The sequence below is a fragment of the Gammaproteobacteria bacterium (ex Lamellibrachia satsuma) genome (assembly GCA_019623805.1).
Taxonomy (GTDB): Bacteria; Pseudomonadota; Gammaproteobacteria; order Chromatiales; family Chromatiaceae; genus QGON01.
In genome coordinates, this window is record CP053680.1 from 579,968 (window position 1) to 605,924 (window position 25,957).

The following is a 25,957-nucleotide window of genomic DNA, read 5'->3' on the forward strand; positions in this document are numbered from 1 at the left end:
ATTATTTCCGCTAAAGGCAGGTGTGCACCGTAACCCAACCTACGTTTTTCTATCTATCCTACCCAGGCACGGGCATTTCTGAAAAGACGCAACCAAGGCGCGTCTTCACCCCAACCATCCGGATGCCAGGAGTGTTGCACCGTACGGATTACCCGCTCTGGGTGGGGCATCATGATCGTGACCCTGCCATCGGTTGTGGTCAACCCGCCCATGCCCTCCGGTGAGCCGTTGGGGTTTGCCGGATAGGCGCTTGCCACTTCACCACTGTTTTCAACGTAGCGTAATGCCATCAGTTCACCTGCCTTTGACAGATGTGCCGCATCACGAAACTCCGCCCTGCCTTCACCATGCGCCACTGCGATAGGCAGCCGGGAACCACTCATACCCTGTAACATGATGGAAGGTGAATCCACGACCTCAACAGTAACAAAACGGGCCTCGAACTGTTCGGAACGATTTCGCACAAAATGGGGCCAATGTTCTGCACCGGGAATCAGTTCATGCAGATTGGAGAGCATTTGACAGCCATTACAGACACCCAACGAAAAGGTATCCTCCCGCTTGAAGAAGTTCTGAAACTGATCTCTGGCGCGTCCGTTGAAAAGGATCGATTTGGCCCAGCCCTCGCCTGCACCCAACACGTCGCCGTATGAGAATCCGCCACAGGCCACCAGCCCCTTGAACTGCTCCAGCGAGACACGCCCTTCGATAACGTCGGACATGTGTACATCCACACACTCAAAACCGGCACGATGAAAAGAGGCCGCCATCTCCAACTGACCATTGACCCCCTGCTCGCGAAGAATCACCATTGGCGGGCGAACCCCGGTGGCGATCATGGGTGCGGCCACGTCATCATCAATTTCGAACGATAGCTCCACCTGCATGCCGGGATCATCCGCAGCGATCCGCTCGAACTCCTCCTGGGCGCAGTCTGGATTATCCCGCAGCGCCTGCATCTGTCGGGTGGTCTCAGACCAGGCCTGCTGGAAGGCTTTACGCCCCCCCTCCAATACAGTCTTGCCGTTACGCAGAAAGTCAAGACGGTCTGACTCGTTGAGACTGCCGATGACGTGACTGTAATGTCCCAGACCGGCATCATGCAACCGCTTCAGGACATCATCCGTATCATTATGCCGAACCTGAATTACGGCCCCCAACTCTTCACTGAAGAGGGTGGAAAAATCATCATCGCCCAGATCATTCAACTCGATGGTGATACCACAGCGCCCGGCAAAGGCCATCTCACTCAGGGTGGCAAACAGCCCACCATCGGAACGGTCATGATAAGCCAACAGCAGACCATCCTGATTCAATTCCTGAATCTGCAAAAAGAAACGTTTCAATGCGTCGGGATCATTGAGATCCGCGCCACGATGTCCCATCTGCTTATAGACTTGCGCCAGAGCGGATGCCCCCAAACGGTTCATGCCCTTGCCCAAATCGATTAGAATCAAGTCGCTATCACCCAAGTCCGTGCGCAACTGGGGCGTCAGGGTTCGCCGCACATCGCTTACCGGTGAGAAGGCGGTGATAATCAGAGAGAGCGGCGCGGTAACCTCACGCCTCTCTCCCTCCTCATCCCAGACCGTCTTCATGGACATGGAGTCCTTGCCCACCGGGACCGCGATGCCCAGTGCCGGACAGAGCTCCATACCCACGGCCTTTACCGTCTCATAAAGCTTGGCATCCTCGCCGACATGGCCGGCAGGGGCCATCCAGTTAGCGGAGAGTTTGATATCGCTGATTTTATCGATGGAAGCAGCGGCGATATTGGTGATCGCCTCACCGACGGCCATGCGCCCCGAAGCGGGAGCATCGATCAATGCGATGGGGGTTCGCTCGCCCAAGGCCATCGCCTCGCCGGTATGCCCCATGAGACCCGAAGCCGTCACCGCCAGGTCGGCAACCGGCACCTGCCAGGGACCCACCATCTGATCCCGCGTCACCATACCGGTGATCGTGCGATCCCCGATGGAGATGAGAAAGATCTTGTTTGCTACTGTCGGCAGGGACAGCACCCGCAGGGCCGCCTCTTTAAGATCGACATCACTGAAGTCGAGTTCCGGCTTGTGGAAAGTGCGATGGTGCACATCCCGCAGCATGCGCGGCGCTTTCCCGAACAGCAGGGGCATGGGAATGTCGATAGGGTTGTTATCGAAGTGAGCATCGCCCAGAGTCAGGTGCTCCTCGTCGATCGCCTCACCCACCACGGCATAAGGACAGCGTTCCCGCTCACAGATCGCCTTGAACTCATCGAGGCGGTCGACATCTACCGCCATCACGTAGCGCTCCTGGGACTCGTTACACCAGATCTCCATGGGAGACATGCCGGGATCATCGTTGGGTACCGTGCGCAACTCGAACCTGCCGCCCCGTCCGGCATCGTGGACCAGTTCCGGCAGTGCATTGGAGAGGCCACCCGCCCCCACGTCATGGATAAAGAGGATGGGATTATCGCTGCCTCTGGACCAGCAGGCATCGATCACCTCCTGACAACGGCGCTCCATCTCAGGATTGGAGCGTTGTACCGAGGCGAAATCCAGATCTTCCGCCGAAGTGCCGCTGGCCATGGATGAAGCGGCGCCACCGCCCAAGCCGATCAGCATCGCCGGCCCACCCAGCACCACCAGTGGGGAGCCATCGGGAAAGGTGGTCTTTTCAATATGCTCGTCTCGGATATTTCCCAACCCACCAGCCAGCATGATCGGTTTATGGTAGCCCCGTAACTCATCCCCGTCCGGCCCCGACACTCGCTCCTCGTAGGTTCGGAAATAGCCGCAGATATTGGGACGCCCAAACTCATTATTGAACGAGGCCGCACCGATGGGGCCTTCCAGCATAATATCGAGCGCGGAGACGATACGGCCAGGTTTGCCGTGATCGGTTTCCCAAGGCTGTCCGGCGCCAGGGATTCGCAGATTGGAAACCGAGAAACCACAGAGCCCGGCCTTGGGTTTGGATCCCTTTCCGGTAGCCCCCTCGTCACGAATCTCTCCGCCCGACCCTGTCGCTGCACCCGGATCCGGCGAGATCGCAGTGGGATGGTTGTGGGTCTCCACCTTCATGAGAATGTGAATATCCTCTTCGCCAAAGCCGTAAACGTTGCTTTTGGCGTCAGGAATGAAGCGTTCGGCCCTTGGGCCTCTGATCACTGCAGCGTTGTCCTTGTAGGCAGAAAGAACATCTTCCGGCGCTTTCTCTGTGGTATTGCGGATCATCTTGAACAGCGAAAGATCCTGCTGCTTGCCGTCGATGACCCAGTCGGCATTGAAAATCTTGTGACGGCAATGCTCCGAGTTGGCCTGGGCAAACATCATCAGCTCAACATCGGTGGGATTGCGTCCCAACCCCTGAAAACTCTCCACCAGATAGTCGATCTCATCATCCGACAGTGCCAACCCAAGTTCCACGTTGGCCTTTTCCAGTGCAGGACAACCACCCCCGATCACATCGACGCTGATGAAAGGTTTGGGCTCTGCATGGCTAAAGAGGCAATCTGCATCCCCCATCTCCAGCAACACCACCTCAGTCATACGGTCATGCAGTAGAGGCATTACCGTATTGAGTTCATTATCGCTAAGGATGTTCTCCCCGGCCCCCAAATAGTAGGCGATACCGCGCTCGATCCGGGCAATCCGTTCCAAGCCGCAGTGGTGAGCAATGTCCGTCGCTTTGGTCGACCATGGTGAGAGAGTGCCTGGGCGCGGCACCACAAGTAACAGACTCCCTTCCGGATCGTGCCCGGTCAAATGGGGACCGTAGCGCAGGACACGTTCGAGAACCCCCTGCTCGTCCTCCGCAAGTGACTGATCCACCTCGGCAAAGTGCATGAATTCCGCATACACGGAGACAGGCTTGCCAAGGCTGTTTTCCAGCCGCTGAGCCAGTTTTTTCAGACGAGATTCGGAGAGCGCGGGTGCACCACGGAGAATGATCATCGTCGGGCCTTTTCCTGCTTGTTGGGAGAAGAGACAATGATACTCGAAAAAGGGACAGGTGGCAGAGTAGAGGTTTCAGGTTCCAGCTGTGTAGGCCTGATCAAGCGTAGCGGATCAGGCATCCGTGCCTCCGGCTGCCGGTTCCGCTACGCTTGAACCGGCCTACGTTTTTCGCCTGTCACCTTTTTTTTACCACTCGATCCGTTCGATCCCATCAAAGGCCAGCTCGCTGCCATCAGCAAGTGTTACGACACCCGCCGTATCCGGATTGAGTTCCAGGGCGTGAGCGGCCAAATCATACTCCATCAGCTGTCCATCGACTTCGATGGTCCAGGGGTTGTTCGGATCCGCATTGGGGTCTGCGGTCGCATCCAGATGAATAGCATCGGTCCAACCGCCTCCATCCCCTCCATGAAAGATGTCGTTGCCGTCGAAGGGATTGAAGAAGTAAGTATCGTCACCCGCTTCGCCTTTTATGACATCATCGCCCGCACCCCCGTACAGTTGATCATCACCCTTGCCGCCTTTCAGCTCGTCATCACCTGCACCGCCTTTGAGGATGTCGTCTCCCTCTTCGCCTTTTAGCTTGTCGTTTCCATCACCACCGTGTAGCAGATCATCACCCTTCCCGCCTTTCAGCTCGTCATCACCTACACCGCCTTTGAGGATGTCGTCTCCCTCTTCGCCTTTTAGCTTGTCATCTCCATCACCGCCAAAGAGCTGATCATCACCATCACCACCTTTCAGGTCATCCTTGCCGGTTTCACCAAAGACGACATCATCGCCATCACCCGCTTTAATCTTGTCTTTCCCAGCGCCAGCGACAATAAGGTCATCACCATCACCGGCGAAAGCAGGTGCTATATCAACATTGTGAGAGTCATCTGACAGCTGGGATTGATGCGAATCGCGCGATTGGCGGGAGAGATCAGAACCAGTGTCAAGCCCGATAGAATCGTCACCCGAAGTACCGTAGATAGTCTCACCATCCGCGTTGATTACGTCAATATTATCACTTGTGACCGCCGTTTTTATCAGACCATTATTTTCAAATTCGACGCTAGTCTGTAAATTAAAATCGATATCAACAGCTTCTGACACAATGATCTGCAACCCGGGGAGCTGGCTTTCATTCAACGTCCAACTTCCATCACCATTGTCAGTACCTGCAGAAAGCTGCACCCCTTCCGGCAAGTCACCGAAAGAAATGGAGGTAATGGAAGCGCTTGTATCTCCGAGTTGAAGATTCAAGTCATAACTATATGCAGGATCGTCCTCATGATTCGCCGGTCTGATTATGTCGGGATCACCAACCTTAAGCGAAAGTGTAGGTGTATTCGCGCTGATCTCATCCAGAGTTACGCTATGACCATCCAGATAAACTTCAACCTGTTCGATATGAGTCGCTGTAATACCCAGTTCAGACTCATAGCTTCCACTGTGGCCAGGCAACTCGTTGGCCAGTTGCGTGATCATATCTGCTAGACCAGCATCTGCGTTCAATTGGCTGCTGGTCACCTCGATCCGCAAGGTATCTGTACCAGAGCCACCATCAAACGTATCATTTCCTTCACCGATTTTGTAGATCAGTGTGTCATTGCCGGTACCACCATCAAGCACATCATTGCCAGCACCACCTTGCAATATATCATTTCCCGCATCGCCATAGAGTTCTCGACCGGTATCGTCGTTGATAATGGTGTCGTTGCCACGGCCGCCGTTGATGCGGTTGATATTCTCTAAGGTGGGGGCATCATCCACGCTGAAGTCGAGGGTGTCGTCGCCGCCCGTGCCCAGCACTTGGTTCCAGCCTGTGCCGCCATCTATCTCTTCAACACCGTTCAGGTTGGAGAGACCATCAGATACCCGGATGGTATCGTTGCGGCTTCCGCCCTGCACTGTGTCGTGACCTTCGCCACCGGTCATTTGGTCCAGACCTGCGTCATAGTCGACACGGAATACATCATCTCCGGCACCGCCGATAATGGTGTCATTTCCCGCATCGCCATAGAGTTCTCGGCCGGTATCGTCGTTGATAATGGTGTCGTTGCCACGGCCGCCGTTGATGCGGTTGATATTCTCTAAGGTGGGGGCATCATCCACGCTGAAGTCGAGGGTGTCGTCGCCGCCCGTGCCCAGCACTTGGTTCCAGCCTGTGCCGCCATCTATCTCTTCAACACCGTTCAGGTTGGAGAGACCATCAGATACCCGGATGGTATCGTTGCGGCTTCCGCCCTGCACTGTGTCGTGACCTTCGCCACCGGTCATTTGGTCCAGACCTGCGTCATAGTCGACACGGAATACATCATCTCCGGCACCGCCGATAATGGTGTCATTTCCCGCATCGCCATAGAGTTCTCGGCCGGTATCGTCGTTGATAATGGTGTCGTTGCCACGGCCGCCGTTGATGCGGTTGATATTCTCTAAGGTGGGGGCATCATCCACGCTGAAGTCGAGGGTGTCGTCGCCGCCCGTGCCCAGCACTTGGTTCCAGCCTGTGCCGCCATCTATCTCTTCAACACCGTTCAGGTTGGAGAGACCATCAGATACCCGGATGGTATCGTTGCGGCTTCCGCCCTGCACTGTGTCGTGACCTTCGCCACCGGTCATTTGGTCCAGACCTGCGTCATAGTCGACACGGAATACATCATCTCCGGCACCGCCGATAATGGTGTCATTTCCCGCATCGCCATAGAGTTCTCGGCCGGTATCGTCGTTGATAATGGTGTCGTTGCCACGGCCGCCGTTGATGCGGTTGATATTCTCTAAGGTGGGGGCATCATCCACGCTGAAGTCGAGAGTGTCGTCGCCGCCCGTGCCCAGCACTTGGTTCCAGCCTGTGCCGCCATCTATCTCTTCAACACCGTTCAGGTTGGAGAGACCATCAGATACCCGGATGGTATCGTTGCGGCTTCCGCCCTGCACTGTGTCGTGACCTTCGCCACCGGTCATTTGGTCCAGGCCAGCATCGTAGTCTACACGGAAGGTATCGTCGCCTTCCCCACCCTCAAGGCGATCGTTCGCGCCTTTTCCGTAAAAAGTATCATCACCAGCACCACCAACCAGTTGGTCGGCATTGTTGGTGCCGAGAAGCACCATACCTGCTGGACGTTCATCCACATCTCTGACATCGATGGTAACCATCTCTGCGAAACTATTGCCGTCAGAGTCAGTGACCTGAACCGTCAGGTTATGCTCAGAGGAGTCTTCATAGTCTATGTCAGCACCTTCTTTCACCCTGATCTGGTTGCCGACGATCTCAAAATTTCCCGAGGGATCATCGGTCAGTGCATAAGAAAAAACTTCACCTCCATCTTCGTCTGTAGCAGATAGATTCGCCACCACAGTGCCCGCCTCGGCGTTCTCATCCAGTGAATCACCCGAAAATATAATATCGACCGGTGCTTCGTTCACATCTGTCACATCAATGGTTACGGTTCGGCTGAAAGTGCTGCCACTAGCGTCCTGAACCTCGATCGTCACATCGTGACTGGATATGTCTTCATGGTTCAGCGTCACACCATCAGCAACTTTGATCTGATCACCATCGATCACAAAACGGCTATCCGCATCATCGGTCAGACGATAAGTGAAAGTGTCCCCAAAATCGGCATCCGCCGCTGATAGATCGGCAACGACTGAGCCGCCAGCCGCATCCTCATTTATGAATGAGTTGGAAACAGTAATAGCAGTAGGTGCGTCACTGGCGCCATTGAGTGTGATTCGGATCTGGGCGTTATCGGTCGAGCCCTGGTCGTCAGTCACTGTGACTGGGATGGTCAGTGTGGTGGAGTCACCGACGTTCAAATGATCATAGGCACTATCGGTGGGATCGAAGCTATAAGAACCGTCGGAGTTTAGACTGAAACCCGCAGGTGCAGTAGATCCCTCGGAAACAGTAAAGGTCGCAGAAGCATTGTCATCCAAATCGGTCGAGGTTAGCTGACCAGTGATGGCTGCAGCATCTTCACTTACTGATGTGGTTACATCCGCCCCAGCTACTGGCGCATCGTTGGTACCGTTTACGGTAATGCGAATTTGGGCAGTATCGGTTCCACCTTGGTCATCGGTGACCGTAACCGGAATGGTGAGTGCTGCTGAATCGCCGACGTTCAAATGATCATAGGCACTGTCGGTAGGATCGAAACTATAAGAACCGTCGGAGTTCAGACTGAAACCTGCAGGTGCTTCACTACCCGCACTGATGCTGAAGGTGGTGGTTGCATTATCATCCAGATCAGTTGAGGTCAGCTGACCACTGATTGAAGCTGCATCTTCATCCACGGAGGTCGTGACATCAGCACCAGCCACCGGTCCATCGTTGGTACCGTTTACGGTAATGCGAATTTGGGCAGTATCGGTTCCACCTTGGTCATCGGTGACAGTAACCGGGATGGTCAGAACTGCTGAGTCACCCACGTTGAGATGATCATAGGCTGAGTCTGTCGGATCGAAGCTGTAGGAGCCATCTTCGCTCAGACTGAAACCCGCAGGTACAGTAGATCCTTCGGAAACAGTAAATGTCGCAGAAGCATTGTCATCCAGATCCGTCGAGGTCAGCTGACCACTGATTGAAGCTGCATCTTCATCCACGGAGGTCGTAACATCAGCACCAGCCACCGGTCCATCGTTGGTACCGTTTACGGTAATGCGAATTTGGGCAGTATCGGTTCCACCTTGGTCATCGGTGACAGTAACCGGGATGGTCAGAACTGCTGAGTCACCCACGTTGAGATGATCATAGGCTGAGTCTGTCGGATCGAAGCTGTAGGAGCCATCTTCGCTCAGACTGAAACCCGCAGGTACAGTAGATCCTTCGGAAACAGTAAATGTCGCAGAAGCATTATCATCCAGATCAGTTGAGGTCAGCTGACCACTGATTGAAGCCGCACCCTCATCCACCGAAGCCGTGACATCCGCCCCAGCCACTGGCGCATCGTTGGTACCATTAACGGTAATGCGGATCTGGGCAGTATCGGCTCCACCTTGGTCATCTGTGACCGTAACCGGGATGGTGAGTACAGCACTATCGCCCACATTCAAATGATCATAGGTACTATCGGTAGGATCGAAACTATAAGAACCGTCGGAGTTTAGACTGAAACCCGCAGGTGCAGTAGATCCTTCGGAAACAGTAAATGTCGCAGAAGCATTGTCATCCAGATCCGTCGAGGTCAGCTGACCACTGATTGAAGCCGCACCCTCATCCACCGAAGCCGTGACATCCGCCCCAGCTACTGGCGCATCGTTGGTACCGTTTACGGTAATGCGAATTTGGGCAGTATCGGTTCCACCTTGGTCATCGGTGACCGTAACCGGGATGGTGAGTACAGCACTATCGCCCACATTCAAATGATCATAGGTACTATCGGTAGGATCGAAACTATAAGAACCGTCGGAGTTTAGACTGAAACCCGCAGGTGCAGTAGATCCTTCGGAAACAGTAAATGTCGCAGAAGCATTGTCATCCAGATCCGTCGAGGTCAGCTGACCACTGATTGAAGCCGCACCCTCATCCACCGAAGCCGTGACATCCGCCCCAGCTACTGGCGCATCGTTGGTACCGTTTACGGTAATGCGAATTTGGGCAGTATCGGTTCCACCCTGGTCATCGGTGACCGTAACCGGGATGGTGAGTGCTGCTGAATCGCCGACGTTCAAATGATCATAGGCTGAGTCTGTCGGATAGAAGCTGTAGGAGCCATCTTCGCTCAGACTAAAACCAGCAGGTACAGTAGATCCTTCGGAAACAGTAAATGTCGCAGAAGCATTGTCATCCAGATCCGTCGAGGTCAGCTGGCCGCTGATTGAAGCCGCACCTTCATCCACGGAGGTCGTGACATCAGCACCAGCCACCGGTCCATCGTTGGTACCGTTTACGGTAATGCGAATTTGGGCAGTATCGGTTCCACCCTGGTCATCAGTAACAGTAACCGGGATGGTCAAGATTGTTGAATCACCGACGATCAAATGGTCGTAGGCACTATCAGTAGAATCGAAATTATATCTGCCGTCAGGGTTTAAGGTAAAACCAGCAGGTGCAGTACTCCCGTCGGAAATTGAAAACGTCAGCACAGCATCCATATCCTGATCACTCGCTGTCAGGACTCCACTCAGCTCACCACTGCCTTCGTCCAGCTGCATCAGAACATCATCACCGATAACTGGGGCATCATTGAGGTCGTTGATGTCGATGGTGAATGTCTTGGTAAACTGATTGCCGGCACTGTCGGTCACTGCTAGTATGACGTCATAGCTGGCAGCTTCCTCAAAATCGATTTCAACACCTTCCTTGAATACAAGTTTATTGTCATCCAAAATAAAAATATTGGATGAATCTCCAACAATAGAGTAAGTCAGACTATCATTACTGTTCTGATCATGGCCCTCAAGCGTAGCGACGACCTTGCCCGCCTGACTGTGTTCATCGACGCTGTGATTGGAGAGTACAAGGTCATCTGGCGCCAATTGTACCTCTTCATCATCTTCACTTTCGTCCAGTTGTACTGAAGGATCATCCTCTACCACTGCCATTGCAGGCGCAGGAGGCTCCTCTACCAGAATTCTTTCTTCAACCGTTTCCCCTGTGTTATTGGAGACATCGCCAGTACCACGGGTCTCACGCACCGCCTGTTCAGCTTCAGGCGCACTCCTATTCTGAACGGCAGGTTGGATCTGAAGATCCTGATCGGAAAATGAAAACTCAGTCCCTGATTGCCCAGGAGTAACCTCCTTTGGTGTTATCGGCTCAACACCCTCACCACGCTTAACAATCCGCTCATCACGTTCTGACAGCCCTGAATCGTCTGTTAGGTCAAGCTCTCCAACTACAGGACTCTGTCGTTCAAGACTATGGGCAATCTCCTGTTCACCACGGCTACCCTCTTGAATATTCTGACGAAAAAGCTCCTCGGAGTTCTCAGCCGCCGCACTTTTCCCAGGTTCCTCCGGCCGCGCATCCCGGTGTTGGTAGGGATCAGCGTCCCTGTCGAACAATTCCTCAGTACCTTGTTCACGCGCTGGCGCTGGTGATTTATCTGGATTCTCGTTCATCACAAAACCTGTCCGGATTAGGCCAATTACCCAGCCACGTTGGCGGCAACCGGGAAAAATTCTTAACTAATTCAACGGAATAAAATTCATAGACTAATTGTTAAAGTAACAGACACATACGCCGATATAGGAATCAAAGTCAGCAATTGTCGAACTTTAAGTCCTATCATAATTATTCAGGTTCCATGCGGCGAAAGAAATCAGACATTTTTGGCAAAGGTCAATTCAGAACACCGGACACCTGGCGGAAACCGGTTGTGCTGCTGGCCTCACTTGGCATCAATGTGATGGCCTTGGCACTGCCAATGGTGATCCTGCAAGTTTACGACAGGATTATTCCAACCCAGGCAGCTGATACTTTTCTTTTTCTGATCATAGGTATGCTTGGCGTCCTGATTCTGGATACCGGACTCAAGGTATTTCGCTCAATGATCCTAAGTTGGGAGGGAGCAAGGTTCGATCACCGGGAAAGCCTCAGGGCAATGAATCGGATTCTTGATTCAGAAACACTCGCTTTTGAGGAGAAACCTGCAGGATTTTACCTCGACAAGATGCATGCTCTGGAACAGATCCAGGAGTTCTACTCGGGTCAATCCGTCCTGCTAATGATGGACTTCCCTTTTGTTGTAATTTTTCTCGGTCTTATTTGGGTGATTGCCAGCCCTCTCATCCTGATCCCGGCTACGCTGCTGATCATATTTTTCGTTACATCTATCTGGACTGGCCGCCATCTTCATGAGGCGCTAGATACACGCTCGACAATGGAGGATCGGCGTCAAAACTTTATTATTGAGACACTGAGCGGCATTCATACGGTCAAATCGATGGCAATGGAATCATTCATGATGCGCCGTTATGAAAGATTGCAAAGCCAATCTGCCGCCAGTGTATTCGAGCTCAGCCGCATCAGCAGCATCGTTCAAGGTATAGGAGCCACCTTCTCCCAGGTTGCAGTCGTCTCTTTCGTAAGTATTGGAAGCTACTCAGTCATCAGTGGCGAACTGACCATCGGTGCTCTGGCAGCCGGCACCATGCTTTCAAGCCGGGTACTGCAGCCCGGGTTAAAGGCTATGGGTTTATGGAGTCAGTTTCAGTCGGTACGCCTCTCACTGCAGAAGGTGGAAGAGCTGTTTTCCATGAATCAGGAAAAACATGGCCACTACAGGGCTGAAAAGGGCATCAAAGGCGCACTGGAACTGAATAACGTCTACTTCAAATATCCTGCAACAGAAAAGCCGTTACTGCAGGGTGTCTCTCTAAACATTGAGCCTGGAGAAGCCATCGGTATCACCGGCAGTAACGGCGTTGGAAAATCCACGCTCATAGGACTGTTGTCCGGTTTTCTTCAGCCAGACCAAGGGGAAGTCTTGCTGGATGGACGAAAAATCCGTGATTACGAACTCGAATTTTTGCGTTCTCAGATCGGTATCGTGCCCCAGCACGGTACACTATTTGAAGGTACCATTCTGGAAAACATGACTCTCTATCGGGAAGGTGAGGCCATCGACCATGCGATAGAACTTGCCCATGAACTGGGTTTGGACGCAATACTATCGCGTCTGCCAGACGGACTGGATACGTTTGTTGGTGGGAGTGCAGTAGACACACTTTCGGAAGGTGTCAGGCAGAAGATCATCATGGTCCGCTCTCTGGTTGGACATCCATCCGTGATGCTATTTGACGATGCCAATGCCAACTTTGACATCAAAAATGACCTGAAATTTCTCAATGTGGTTAAGCGAATAAAAGGGAGCCGTACAATAATCGTAATCTCACATCGCCCATCTTTTTTGCGCATTTGCGACAGACAATTCTCACTAGAAGAAGGACAATTAACCGATATCACAGAAAATTGGCCTGGCTATTTCAATAAACAATCCAGCACACAGCAGACGACCAAAACATCAGCCACAGGAAACGGATAGACCAGATGAATATGGCATCCATTCAGGCAGCAGAGAACGTTCATCAGAAGCGGCCACCTATCGTTTCAGAAATGCTGGCTAAAGCGTTACGTAATGATCAAACCGAGGCCTTCAACACAGCCTCTCCTTATGCTGCATGCCTGATGCCTTTACTACAGGAGCTTGGCTGGCACAACTATGCCCGCGAACTGGTGGAGTCCCTGCCCCATTATACCGAGCAGTTTGACCTGATCGATTTGAGGAATGTTCTTGTTACCCTGGGATATGAGAGTATCGCTCAAAAAATCCGCATAGAATCAATCAAGGATGAACTGTACCCCTGTCTCTTTCTTTCCAGGGACGGCGCTGTCTATGTACTGCTGGAACGGGAGGAAAATAGCGTTCGATACTTCGATGCCCAGCAGCATGAGTACATAAGCGCCGACATTCTATGGGATTACGGCACTGCATATCTGTTTACTGACACGCACCCAACACACGGTGTCTCGCGGGCAGATACTGCTGATACAGAGTGGTTTACAAAATTGTTGCAACGTTTCAAGCACATGATTAAGCATCTGCTTGGAATAACATTCATTATAAACCTGGTTGCATTGATCGTACCGCTTTTTATTATGATGATCTATGACAAGGTTATTGGCGCAAAATCTCCAGATACTCTTCCTTATCTCGTATCTGGTGTAGTCATATTGCTCTTGTCTGACCTTGTTCTGAGGCTACTACGCGCGCGCCTACTGGGGTCTGTCGCAGGACGCCTGGACTATCTGATCGGTGTTGAGACATTCAGACATATGATCCTCCTCCCTCCATTGTTTACTGAACGCTCATCAGTAGCAGCCCAATTATCTCGTCTGAAACAGTTTGATTCTGTAAGAGACTTCTTTACCGGACCCAACGCGGCCATCGTACTGGAATTGCCGTTTGTTCTTCTGTTTATCATTGTTATTGGTGTACTCTCCGGCCCAATCGCCGTTATCCCACTGGCTATGGTTGCTGCATTTATCGTGCTTGGCCTTCTCTGGATACCAAGTTTAAATCAAAAGATCCTCCGATCTGGAAAAACAAGAACGGATAAGCACCGCATCCTCATGCAAACTCTCAATGGACGCAGTGAGATAAAGGCAATAGGCGGTGAAACTGTCTGGTGGGAGCGATTTCGGGAAGTCTCAGGAGAGGCTGTCATGGCCAATTATCAGACCCTAGTAGGAAATGGCATCATGAGTAGTATTGCTCAAGGCATGATGACTCTATCCGGCGTGGCGGTCATTGGTCTGGGCACATTATCTGTAATCGCAGGGGAAATGACCATTGGCGCACTCATAGCCACCATGGCGTTAGTCTGGCGTGTCCTCTCACCTTTGCAAAGCGCCTTCCTCTCTTTCTCAAAGTTTCAGCACACGCTTAAAGCAATTAAACAGATCAATCAACTTATGCGCTTGAAGATTGAACGCCACACTGGTCAATCAAGTTTAATGCTTTCAGAATTACAAGGCAGCATGAAAATCGATCGTGTCAGCTTCCGATACGGACCAGAAATGGACCCGGCATTACTCGGCGTAGCCTTTGAAATCAAAGCAGGTGAGATGGTGGCTGTTGTCGGTAACACAGGTTCTGGAAAATCCAGTCTGTTGAAGCTAATTGCAGGAATGTATCGACCCCAGGGTGGTTCCATTTCCATTGACGATCTCGATATGCGTCAGCTCAATGCCATGGATCTCCGACGCGCAATTGCCTATGTTCCACAGGAGACTAAACTCTTCTATGGTTCCATAGCCCAGAATATGCGACTCAACAATGGTATGGCCACAGACAAAGAGCTGGAAGAGGCAGCTAGTGAGGCTGGCATTTTACAAGAGATACAAAACCTACCAAAAGGTTTTGATACCCTTGTAGGTGACAGTACCACAGATCGTTTGCCGCCCGGTTTTTTGCGTTCTTTATCCATGGCCCGAGCATTCGTCAGCCCTGCGCGCATTCTTCTTCTGGATGAGCCGGGAGCCTCGCTGGATGAAGCCAGCGACCGGCGTTTCATAGAACAGATTAATAAACTCAAGGGCAAGCGTACCATTATTATGGTTAGCCACCGACCCAGTCATATCCGTTTGGCAGATAAAGCGGTTCTGCTTACGAATGGTTCTATCAATTTCATCGGAACGGCGGAGCAAGCAGTCACCAAACTTCTGGAGGATGCACAATGAAAGAAGACAGTTACGTCTTTACATCAAAAGGCACCATAGGTATCCCCCGCGCACGTTCCCGCTTCCTGGCACAGGCAATTCAGTTAGAAGAGCAGCCACCTTCCCTTATAATCAGAAGCACGATCTATTTCATGGTTATGATACTCGTTGCCGCGATCATTTGGGCATGGGCAACGAAGGTCAGTGAAGTCACAACTGCGATGGGAGAGGTAGTACCTGCTGGCCTGATTCATGATATTCAGCATCTTGAAGGCGGCATAGTAAACAATATTACCGTACGTAACGGTGATCATATCAAAGCCGGAGAACTACTATTACGTTTCTCTCCTCCCGCTTCTCAATCAGAATATGCACAAACCCAGGTTCGAAAAGCTGCCTACATGATGGAGTCAGAGCGCCTCCAGGCAATTATCGACAGACGCATCCCTGAATTTAGCAGCTTTGGAGAGCAATTCCCAAATATTGCTCGCAAACAACAGACCATCTACCTGGCCCAAATCAACAGCCACGAAACTGAATTGAAGGTTGTTGATGCACAAATAAGGCAACGAAAAACCGAATTGTTCCGCCAACAACATCAAGTCCAGTCAATCGACAAAGAGCTTGAATTACTTAAAGAGCAAGTCGATATTCGATCAGTGCTCGCAGAAGACCAGCTTGTCGCACGCACTGAACTGATTTCGACGCAGACTCGTCAGGCAGAAACACAAAGTGAACAGAGGGCACTCTACGATAGCGTCATCGTTTCCCAGTCAGCTTTGGATGAGGTAACACAAAGACGTCTTGAGCTAGTTGCCAGATTTAATAAGGAAATAGAACTAGAAGCAGGAGAAGTCACCGCACAACTCGCTGAAGTTGAACAGGTTTTGATTAGCCTCCAGGATAAGGTCGCAAGACTCGAAGTCTATTCACCCGTTAACGGTATCGTACAGGGACTATCTATTACGCGTATAAATGCCGTGGTTGAACCTGGACAGGTCATTCTGCAGATCGTACCTGTAGATGATGATCTAATTGTTGAAGCACGCATTTTGCCAAACGAGATCGGGCACATCCACCCTGGCCAACAGGCCGATGTAAAAGTTGACAGTTATGATTCAGCCCGCTTTGGCAGCGTAAAAGGAACAATAAAGCAGATTTCTGCCTCTACCTATCTTGATGAAAAACGCAACCCTTTCTACCGGGCAGAAATAGAACTGGAAAGCACCTGGGTTGGCAGCCAACCCAGTTTAATGAGGATCATTCCCGGCATGACAGTGAAAGCAGATATAAAAACAGGCTCAAAAACAGTACTGGACTACTTGCTCAAACCAATATCCCGTGGATTTGATAGCGCGTTCAGAGAAAAATAGACAAGAATACATCTGTCCTGCTCAATCCTTTCAGGATTATCGTGCAGGTTCTATCGTTAAAAGTTCAGCTATCTCCAAATAAACGCTAAAGCAATAATCAAACATACCGATACATAAATAAGCCTGGAATATCTGCACACGGATGGTTGCATCAAGTGCCTCTACAACAACAAAAATATGCCAATTTGAGTCAATAACCGCTTCCAGAGGCACCAATGACAAAGACCATTGCCAACATTTCCATTAAATATAAACTACTTACATCATTTAGCCTTGTTTTGCTGGTGCTGATTATCCAGAGTATCAATGCTATCATCAGTCTTTCCAGTGTGCATAATCAAGTTGATCAGGTGGTCGGACATACCCAGCCGGCGGTACTGCAATCTATGAGCGTTGCCTCTGAATTACAGCGCACCACCAGTGCGTTAGGCTTTTATCTTCTGAGTAAAGAGGCTCAGCACAAAGAAAACTATCTAAACGGACTGCAAAAGATAGATAAACAACTTAATAGTTTGCAGGAGCTTCCCGCAATAAATGGTGATCCAATCAGCGTACAGCTGATATCCGATATAACCTTAGGTATAAAACGTTTTGATGAATTTCGCGACAGCATGCTTGTACTTGCTGGAAACGACAATGAAAACATCCCTGCAATACAGTTTGCAAGTACAAATCTCAACCCAATGTTCAGGGAAATGCTTCAACACCTTAGCCAGATGATTTTATCTGAGGAGACTGAAGAATCATTAGATGAACGCAAAGAGTTACTTTCTAAAATAATCGCCTTACGTTTCAGCTGGACCACACAGAACAACGAGGTTCGACTCTACCTTGCATTTCGCACACCAGCTGCCTTGAATGAGTTATTGTCAAAAGTGGTGTTTGCCAACCTGAATCAAGCGGCAGCCTGGCCGATTTCTGTCACTTCGACACCATCTTTAAATTTTATTCCGGTTATCACCTTCGCCAGGTAATCGAAACCACGTAGGCGCCTCCATCTCTTCTCGGCACACTGTCCAAGTTTGAACATCATATGCAGCATGCCGTCCCGAGACAGGCAACCCTTTGAACGCTTGGTCCGGTGACGGATCGTGCCGAACGTTGATTCAATCGGATTGCTGGTCCGTATGCTCTGCCAGTGCTGTGCAGGGAAATCATAGAATGCCATCAGTTCATCGCGATCTTTTTGCAAACAGATTGCGGCCTTCGGATATTTTGGCTCATAGGTCTTGAGGAACAGATCAAAGGCTTTCTCGGCATCTGCTTTGGTCTCCGCCTGCCAAATCGCATGCAGTGCCTGTTTTGCCTTCGCCTGAGCTGATTTTGGCAGACAATTTAGCACGTTCATGGTCTTGTGCATCCAGCAGCGTTGTTGGCGTGTCTCACTGTAGACCTCTTCGAGTGCCGCCCAAAACCCCATGGCACCATCACCAATCGCTAACTCCGGCACATTCATTCCCCGTGATTTCAATTTCAGCAATACTTCACGCCAGCTCTGTGTTGATTCGCGTACACCGTCCTCAATCGCCAGGAAACGCTTCTCGCCGCGCTCATTCACGCCGATCACCACCAGCGAACACAGCTTGGTCTGTTCCGATCTTAATCCACTGTAAACGCCATCTGCCCAGACATACACCCAAGCATCCTTATCCAACCGCTCATCGCACCAGGCCCGATACTCCTGAGCCCAGACTTGCTTCAACCGTGACACAGTGCTCGCTGACAGCCCCTGTGCTTCTGGCCCCACCAGAACCTTCAGGGCCTCTCCCATCTCACCACTGGATACTCCTTTCAGATACAACCAGGGAATCGCTGCCTCCAGTGACTTCGTTTTCCGCACATAGGGAGGTACCAGTGAAGAGCGGAAGGTCAGCGGCTTGCCCGTCTTGGCGCGAACCTTGGGTATCCGGACTGTTACAGGCCCCATGCCTGTCTGCAGTTCTCGCTCAGGCAGGTAGCCGTTGCGCACGACACCGGCCCTGCCATCCTCTGTGCGTCGTCCTGAGTAGTCTTCAAGCATCTCTTGCAGTTCAACCTCGACTGCCTGCTGGATCAACTGTCGTGCCCCTGCCTTGAGCATCTCTGTCAGCGGGTCAGCAATCGTATCTCGACCTGCCAGGCCAACAACGGTATTCTTCTTCATGGTGGCGTATCTCCTCAGGTTGTTTGTCGTGTCGCAACTACAAATCAACCAGATACGCCGCCTTTTTTCAAATCAGTCAAACACCAGATTCAGTTATAACTCGCCTTGAATAACCTAAATATCTATCGCGAAGCAATCATGAGTCAGACCACTGATTTGGCAGAGTATGAAGATCTCTTCACGCTAGAACAGATCGATTCCTATGAGAAATTTTCTGAATTACTACCTACTTTTATGGGTAACTTGGATCGTTTACTCAAACTCCACGGCAGTGACCGCTGGCGGTCAGATGCCTTCCTGATACGCTCTGAACTAACACCACTACTTAATGAAACTAACACTCTGATAAATGAACTGATTGAACATCAGCGTAAGGAAATCACCATATCCCAAACAGCAGCTGCCGGCTTATACAGTCAGAAACGTCTTGAGTTCTTCATCATTGGTATCCTTTCTGTGATCGGCATTATAGCTATTGCGTGGCTACTTGGACGGAACATAACAATGCCGTTACAGAAGGCCGTAGATATGGCTGAACGTATCGCTAAGGGGAGACTCAACAATTATATCGATTCACCGAATAAAGATGAAACTGGCGTATTACTTCACACTTTGATGAAAATGCAGGATAATCTGCGACTCCGCATTGAAGAAGAGCAACAAATAGCGGCAGAAAATCTTCGTATCCGCTATGCCCTTGATCAGGTATCAACTTGTGTGACCGTATCTGATGATGAAAATCAACTCATCTATCTAAATCATGCAGCTCATTCCCTGCTTGATGAAATGATACCGGCGCTAACGGAAAAGAATTTAAGATTTGATCTAAATAATCCACTTGGAAATCGTCTATCCGATCTATTCACTGACGATAAACTCGTTGAAGCATACCGATCTCACTTGAAAGAACCTAAAGAATATGACACTGAACTTGTGGGTTACCAGTTACATTTGACAGCCAATCCCGTGCTCGACAGTGACGGTAAATATCGAGGCAGAGTAACTCAGTGGGATGATATAACGAAACAACTTGCAGTTGAAAAAGAGATAGATATGCTGGTTGAATCCGCACGTTCAGGTAATCTTACACACCGTATCAGCCTCGATGGAAAACAGGGTTTTTTGCTGCAACTGGGTAGAGGCTTCAATGAATTACTCGATGAGCTTTCCAGCGTTTTTGATGAGGTTGCAAAAGCAATGAGTGAAATGGCTAAAGGTGATCTTACCTACATCATTGACAAGGAATACCAAGGAACCTTCGGAGAGGTAAAAGAAAATGTAAACCTGACGCGCCTTAACCTCGAGCAAGTGATCAGTGAGCTGCATCACTCTACGTATATGATTGCGAATGCTTCAGCTGAGATTTCCAGCGGGAATAATAATCTCTCATCTAGAACCGATCAGCAGGCATCATCTCTTGAGGAGACTGCCTCAAGCATGTCTGAACTCACTGGCATTGTTCGCAACAATGCTGACAACGCACTCAAGGCTGACAAACTTGCCAATAGTACGCGCCATCAGGCAGAAGAGGGTGGTGGCATTGTCCGAGAGGCTGTTCAGGCAATGGATCAGATAAATACAGCTTCAAATCGAATAGCCGAGATTATCGGTGTCATTGATGAAATTGCTTTCCAAACAAACCTTTTGGCACTTAATGCTTCTGTTGAAGCCGCCAGGGCTGGAGAACAGGGACGTGGCTTTGCTGTAGTTGCCACTGAGGTCAGAAACCTTGCATCACGATCTGCTACCGCCGCGAAAGAGATTAAAGATTTGATTCATGATTCCGGCAATAAAGTCCAGGCTGGCTCGGAACTTGTCAATAGATCAGGAGAAACACTTGAGGAAATAGTTATCGGTGTAAAGAAGGTTGGCGACATCGTTGCTGAAATTGCCTCTGCAAGCCAGGAACAAGCAACTGGCATCGATCAAATCAACCACTCCATTGCCAATATGGATGAAATGACCCAACAGAATGCATCTCTTGCAGAAGAAACCTCGGCTGCCTCAGCAGCGATGAACGATAAGGCGCTTGAGATGCAGAACCGTATTGCCTTTTTTAAATTGGAACACGAAGGTGAGGCTACCTGAAACCATTTAACTCCAGGGTCTGTCAAGCAATCCACCACAGGAAGGCGAAGATCAGTGATCGGCTCATGGGAGAGATCGCTCCTGCACTCTTTCTGCATTTCCACTATCCCTGGAGGTCAGATGCAGGAGATAGAGCAACGCAAGGTGTAGTTACCATGAGCAAGCTAATGAATAATCGTTATTGAATTTAGTATAATCAGGCCTACTGTGCCTTAGTGTGCGTTGCATTTTCTCCAGGGTTCTGGAGAAAGACTGTCCTAGTGCGTCTTAATACTGAAAATGAAAACCGTCGACATCCACACACACCTTCTCAACCCACACGTTCGTTTTGATCGCCCACTTGATCGTTTTATCGTTCGTTTTTTTGCCAAAAAGCTGGGCGTAGAAGCCAAGTATCTTAAAGCAGATCCTTATCCGGTATACCTGGAATCAATGGCACGCGCGATCAACAAGTCCGTATTTCTTAAAAAAACCTGTCTGTTTGGCGTCGATAGCCGGGTCGACAAACATGGCCACGATACTCATCGTGATAAAACAGTCTGTGCCTCAACCGATGATGTACTCGCTGCAGCAGCGCACTACCCAGATAGCTTTATCCCTTTCCTATCAGTTAATCCAGATCGTCCAGATGCATTGGATCTCATCGATGAGTATGTCGAAAGAGGCTGCAAAGGAGCAAAGTTTCTACAGAACTACTGGGGGGTCGACCTTAATAGCGAACGATTTCTTCCCTACTATGAAAAGCTTAAATCAAACGATATCCCGCTGATCATACACATAGGTTGCGAATACACAGTTCAGTCTGATCCTGCCTATGAGCGGATCAATATGATTGAGCTGCCTTTGAAATCAGGTGTGACGGTTATCGCCGCGCATATGGGATTGGGGCGGCCAAATTACAAATTGAAATTCTGGCGAAACCTTTCAAGAAACCCTGATTTCTTTGACCAGGACTACTACACGCTACTGGAAAAGCTGACCGTTTACGATAATCTATATGCTGATTTGTCAGCCATTTTAACGCCTTTTAAAGCCCGCTCTCTCAGACATATCTCACAACAAACAATGGCACATGAGAAGATTCTTTTCGGCACAGACTTTCCAGTGCCGTTCCCTATCGTCTTCAATACCTACGATTTAGACATTACGACAAGACTCCGAATCAATGCGACGCAGAACCCGTTCGACCGCTACATTGAAGCTTTGCTTGAGTATTTCCCTGCAGGCAGTGCAATCTATAGTAATTACCAAAAGGTGCTTGGTATCACATGACTCAATCACAATGGATCATTGTGAAGGTTAATGCTGGCACTCATTGAGTCTGCCGTTCACAGACGGAAATAATGACAGGAGCAGTGTGACAAGCAGAACCACTGGACTTGCTAATATTGCTGCAAACCCTGCAAAGTGAAAAAAGAGAACAGGGAGTTCCAGTTGAGCTGAAAAAATCACTGTTGGCGAAACAAATACCATGCCTACCAACAACAGACCTATCGAAACGACTACCGAAGCGCGCAAAGTTCCACAAGAAAAGATCGACATGTCCATTACCTCTCATTGACATGAATTACATGTAAGTATATTAGTGTTTACTTATTTATAAGTCAACAATAATACTACTATTTAGTAAAAAACCGTACTGGAAACAGATTCTGTATAGACACTATCGGCCGGATAAGGAGGGACTTGAACCTGGAAGAGAATTCAGTAATTGCGTATTCTGGCGAACGTGAACGCTGATTCTGGTGATCGTGAACACCCAACCTAACCACACATAGGGCTCGGTGTATTTTTACTTCAAGTGTTCACGATCAGTCAAGTTATGGCTTGCCGCTTCCGTAAAGATTCGCCTTTCAGCGTGATCCGGTGGGCGTTATGCATGAGCCGATCCAGAATGGCATCAGCCAACGTATTATCACCGATGGACTGATACCATTGATTCGTTGGCAACTGGCTGAGGATGGCCGTTGATGTGCTGCCATTTCGGTCATCCATTATTTCCATGAGATCATTTCGCTGTGCAGCGTTGAGCGGCTCCAGTCCCCAGTCATCAAGGATGAGCAAGTCGAGCCTGGCCAGTGTTTGCAGTGCTTTGCTGTAACTGCCATCGGCTTTTGTTTGTGCGAGTTCCAGCAGCAACCGGGATAGTCGATAGTATTTGACCCGGTAACCTTTCATGCAGGCAGCATAAGCCAGCGCACAGGCAATGTAAGTCTTTCCGCTGCCACAAGGACCGGTCAGCAGCAGATTTTGGTTTTTATTGATCCAGTCACATTGCAGTAGACTGGCCACCAGGGATTTCTTCAGCCCTCTGGGATGCTGGTAATCAACGTCTTGAGGGTTGGCTGCTATTTTGAGCTTGGCCGCTTTTAATAAACGCTGTTGCTTGCGATGCTCCCGGTCATTGAGTTCATTATCTGCCAGTATTTGCAGGCGCTCCTCGAAGGACAGGCCCTCGTAAGTGCCAGGCTGCTCCTGCTGAGTTACCAGTGCGTTGGCCATGCCACTGAGCTTGAGTTGTCGTAACTGTGTAATGGTTTGATCTAACATTATGGTTTCCTTTGGGTTTAGTGGAAGCTCTTCGGGCCACGGATGTTTTCATGTGACTGGGGTAATAAAGAGAGCTGCTCTTTTGATGCCGGCAGCAGTTGATCCTGATTGCTTTGCAGGATGGATTTGATCTGCTTTAAGCGATAAAGCTGGTGATGATTGGCAATCGCACATGCTTTATTCAGCCGGTCAGGTTCGTATTTTCTGGATAGATTCAGCAGACCCAGGCAGACACGGTATGCCTGCTGCTCATGTTGCTTTTGAGCCAGTATGCTTTTTACCCAGATGAGAACCTCATCACCCAGATCCTTGGCCCAGTTCATCAACCGTCCAGCAGACCATTGATGATGTTTCTCATGTTTTTTGGGCATGTGGTCAGGAACGGTGGTCATGCCATGGCAGTATTTTCGTACATGGCTGGTCACCCGCTTGTTGTGGAAGAAGATCTCTACCAGTTTGTCTTTGGTATGGATTTCCAACTGCTCACCAACCAGCTGATGGGGCACAGAGTACAGATGCTTTTCATACTGCACATGGTAATCCACGTTGACCTTCACCTTTTTAATATAGGTATATTCATAGGTGTGCTTCGGCAATGGAGACAGAGCAGTCTTGTCGATTGACTGGAACCATTCCTGACGTGAACCTTCCAGTTGTTTAAAAGGTTTTTTGTTAACGTCAGCCAACAAGGCAACGATACATTGGTTCAACTCGGCCAGGGAGAAGAAGGTATGGTGGCGTAAGCGAGCCAGTATCCAGCGTTCGATGATTTGCACACCCACTTCTGCCTTGGCTTTATCCTGTGGCTTTCTGGGGCGAGCCGGCATAATGGCGGTACCGTAATGTGCACCCAGTTGTTCGTAACTGGGGTTGAGGTCCGGATCGTGACGGCAGGCTTTGGTAACGCCGCTTTTTAAGTTATCCGGAACCACTAATTTTGGAACACCACCGATAAAAGCGAATGCTCTTGCATGACTGGCCAGCCAGTCTGGCAAGCCCTGTGTCCAGGTAGCTTCTGCAAAGGTGTAATTGGAGGCGCCTAGTGGGCCATGCGTAAAATAATGTAACTAAAACGTTAACGGTGTAAAATATGGAATGCGTTTACCTAAGACATTTCAGATTACTGATAAAGCCGCTGGGATTTTAAAAGAGTGGTGCCGATCAACAACCCTTCCTCATGGCCAGATCATGAGAGCCAAGATTATTTTACAACTCAGTGAAGGGATGACACCGATGGAAGTTGCAACTGCCCAAAGGACATCAGCGAAGACAGTGCACCGCTGGCGAAATCGATTTGAGGCCGAAGGCGTTGATGGACTACTTGAAAGAGTCCGTTGCGGACGTCCTACGGTCATAGACAAGGCGACTGTCGACAAAGTTCTATTTCTGACCACAAAAAGAATTCCACAGGAATCTACACATTGGAGCATCGAGTTAATGTCTCGATACGCAGAAGTGACACCTTGGCAGGTTCGTCAGACCTGGAAGGCTGCAGATCTGCGTCCACACCGGCTGAAAACGTTTAAGATCAGTAATGATCCTGAGTTCGCTGATAAAGTCATTGATATTGTCGGTCTGTATATGAATCCTCCTGAGAATGCAGTTATTCTCAGCGTGGATGAGAAGACGCAGATTCAGGCATTGGATCGTACCCAACCTGGACTACCATTGAATCCGAGCCGGATCGGCAGTCGCACTCATGATTACAAAAGACACGGCACCACCAGTCTTTATGCTGCATTTAACACACTGACTGGAAAAGTGATTGGCAAAGTTTCGGATCGAACGAACAGCAAAAAATTTCTATCTTTTCTGAAACTACTTGATAGACGCACGCGTGCAGACCGAGAATTGCACATCATTATGGATAATCTGAGTGCTCACAAGACAGAGGCTGTTCGAGAATGGGTGGCCTCCCGACCGCGCATCCACCTTCATTTTACGCCAACCAGTTCATCATGGCTCAATGCCGTGGAAGGCTGGTTCTCGCAACTTGAGCGACGTGCGTTATACCGAGGGGTGTTCACCAGCGTTCCAGAACTAAAGACTGAGTTGGAGCGGTTCATCAAGGTTCATAACAGGGAGAGCGCAAAACCCTTTAAATGGACTAAACCTGCCAGCCACATTCTGGCGGCTGTTGGGCGTGCAAAGAAATCATTACAGAATTAACCGCATGTCCCACTAGTACCGCGACAAAGATCTGGGCAAAGCGCACTTCACCGGTATCACCTTGAACAATTGGTACGGTCTGGCCTGCATAATCCACGAACAGTTTGTCACCGGCCTTATGGGTCTGGCGCATGGAGCGTTTTTGTTTTTTTAGCCACTCACTGTATAAGTGGCAATACTGCGGATAGCTGTAACTGCGGTTGGGGTATTGCTGGGCATATTCTTCCCGGAGCAGGTGCTTGGTGACATGTTTAAAATGCAGTTCCTTATAAACATCTTTCCAGTCTGGCAACTGTAACGATCCAGAGGTTCGTGTGTCTGATTCAGGATAAATGGCATTGGCTAACTGGCGATCATCCAGTTTTTCGATAGCCTCCCAGTCCAATCCCAGTTCATGAGCTTTGCAGGTGATTTTTTGCACTGCACCCAGGCTGAGGCGCAGACTGTCCCGGATTTGCCGCATGCTGAGCTGGGCAGACAACCGGAGTCTTAATATCTCTCTTAATTTACGCATTGATAGTCTCTTTGTTGGCATCGC

Annotated in this window: 11 protein-coding genes and 2 pseudogenes; 7 read left to right on the top strand and 6 right to left on the bottom strand. The window is 49.9% G+C overall.

All coding sequences use genetic code 11. The features are described from left to right. Window positions 1-53 precede the first annotated feature (53 nt). Both purL and HPY30_02620 read right to left on the bottom strand, forming a co-directional pair. A complete protein-coding gene (gene purL, locus HPY30_02615) occupies window positions 54-3,941 on the bottom strand; it encodes a phosphoribosylformylglycinamidine synthase (protein ID QYZ64977.1) in 3,888 nt (1,295 codons plus the stop codon). 189 nt (window positions 3,942-4,130) lie between these two features. Further along, complete coding sequence (locus HPY30_02620) at window positions 4,131-10,994, bottom strand: hypothetical protein (protein ID QYZ64978.1); 6,864 nt, start codon at window positions 10,992-10,994, stop codon at window positions 4,131-4,133. Window positions 10,995-11,251: 257 nt separating this feature from the next. On the opposite strand from HPY30_02620, the gene HPY30_02625 reads away from it, so the two are divergent. The 4 genes from HPY30_02625 (at window position 11,252) to HPY30_02640 (ending at window position 17,443) form a co-directional block, all read left to right on the top strand. Further along, a complete protein-coding gene (locus HPY30_02625) occupies window positions 11,252-12,919 on the top strand; it encodes an ATP-binding cassette domain-containing protein (GenBank protein QYZ64979.1) in 1,668 nt (555 codons plus the stop codon). A gap of 5 nt (window positions 12,920-12,924) precedes the next feature. Beyond that, window positions 12,925-15,117 (top strand): ATP-binding cassette domain-containing protein, encoded by a 2,193-nt coding sequence (locus HPY30_02630; protein QYZ64980.1) that lies wholly within the window; start codon window positions 12,925-12,927, stop codon window positions 15,115-15,117. Continuing rightward, complete coding sequence (locus HPY30_02635) at window positions 15,114-16,469, top strand: HlyD family type I secretion periplasmic adaptor subunit (protein ID QYZ64981.1); 1,356 nt, start codon at window positions 15,114-15,116, stop codon at window positions 16,467-16,469. Before HPY30_02630 ends, HPY30_02635 begins: the two co-directional genes overlap by 4 nt. 215 nt (window positions 16,470-16,684) lie before the next feature. Continuing rightward, window positions 16,685-17,443 carry a CHASE3 domain-containing protein gene (locus tag HPY30_02640; protein QYZ64982.1) on the top strand — a complete coding sequence of 253 codons (759 nt, stop codon included), beginning with the start codon at window positions 16,685-16,687 and terminating at the stop codon, window positions 17,441-17,443. Here HPY30_02640 and HPY30_02645 read toward each other — a convergent pair. Continuing rightward, window positions 17,365-18,612 carry an IS256 family transposase gene (locus HPY30_02645; GenBank protein QYZ64983.1) on the bottom strand — a complete coding sequence of 416 codons (1,248 nt, stop codon included), beginning with the start codon at window positions 18,610-18,612 and terminating at the stop codon, window positions 17,365-17,367. The genes HPY30_02640 and HPY30_02645 overlap by 79 nt on opposite strands. Here HPY30_02645 and HPY30_02650 point away from each other — a divergent pair. Together HPY30_02650 and HPY30_02655 are read left to right on the top strand one after the other, a co-directional pair. Continuing rightward, window positions 18,611-20,700 (top strand): annotated as a pseudogene (locus tag HPY30_02650) (HAMP domain-containing protein). The gene HPY30_02645 and the pseudogene HPY30_02650 sit on opposite strands and share 2 nt — an antisense overlap. Window positions 20,701-20,979: 279 nt before the next feature. Continuing rightward, window positions 20,980-21,972: an amidohydrolase family protein gene (locus HPY30_02655; GenBank protein ID QYZ64984.1), complete on the top strand. Its 993-nt coding sequence runs from the start codon at window positions 20,980-20,982 to the stop codon at window positions 21,970-21,972. Window positions 21,973-22,515: 543 nt separating this feature from the next. Here the strand turns inward: HPY30_02655 and HPY30_02660 are convergent. Beyond that, entirely contained in the window at window positions 22,516-23,253 is a 738-nt protein-coding gene (locus tag HPY30_02660) for an ATP-binding protein (protein ID QYZ67881.1), read from the bottom strand. A gap of 14 nt (window positions 23,254-23,267) precedes the next feature. Beyond that, window positions 23,268-24,293: pseudogene (locus HPY30_02665) on the bottom strand (IS21 family transposase). Window positions 24,294-24,345: 52 nt separating this feature from the next. On the opposite strand from HPY30_02665, the gene HPY30_02670 reads away from it, so the two are divergent. Next, the gene (locus tag HPY30_02670) at window positions 24,346-25,419 is read left to right on the top strand and encodes an IS630 family transposase (GenBank protein QYZ64985.1); all 1,074 of its coding nucleotides are present in this window, start codon (window positions 24,346-24,348) and stop codon (window positions 25,417-25,419) included. On the opposite strand, the gene HPY30_02675 is transcribed toward HPY30_02670, so the two are convergent. Continuing rightward, window positions 25,358-25,900 (bottom strand): transposase, encoded by a 543-nt coding sequence (locus HPY30_02675; GenBank protein QYZ64986.1) that lies wholly within the window; start codon window positions 25,898-25,900, stop codon window positions 25,358-25,360. The two genes, HPY30_02670 and HPY30_02675, sit on opposite strands and share 62 nt — an antisense overlap. Window positions 25,901-25,957 lie beyond the last annotated feature (57 nt).

What these genes read in the sequence shown, in the direction of transcription:
- HPY30_02620 (QYZ64978.1), bottom strand. Translation starts at nt 10,994, where the DNA reads ATGAACGAGAATCCAGATAAATCACCAGCGCCAGCGCGTGAACAAGGT.
- purL (QYZ64977.1), bottom strand. Translation starts at nt 3,941, where the DNA reads ATGATCATTCTCCGTGGTGCACCCGCGCTCTCCGAATCTCGTCTGAAA.
- HPY30_02630 (QYZ64980.1), top strand. Translation starts at nt 12,925, where the DNA reads ATGAATATGGCATCCATTCAGGCAGCAGAGAACGTTCATCAGAAGCGG.
- HPY30_02635 (QYZ64981.1), top strand. Translation starts at nt 15,114, where the DNA reads ATGAAAGAAGACAGTTACGTCTTTACATCAAAAGGCACCATAGGTATC.
- HPY30_02645 (QYZ64983.1), bottom strand. Translation starts at nt 18,612, where the DNA reads ATGAAGAAGAATACCGTTGTTGGCCTGGCAGGTCGAGATACGATTGCT.
- HPY30_02655 (QYZ64984.1), top strand. Translation starts at nt 20,980, where the DNA reads ATGAAAACCGTCGACATCCACACACACCTTCTCAACCCACACGTTCGT.
- HPY30_02670 (QYZ64985.1), top strand. Translation starts at nt 24,346, where the DNA reads ATGCGTTTACCTAAGACATTTCAGATTACTGATAAAGCCGCTGGGATT.
- HPY30_02640 (QYZ64982.1), top strand. Translation starts at nt 16,685, where the DNA reads ATGACAAAGACCATTGCCAACATTTCCATTAAATATAAACTACTTACA.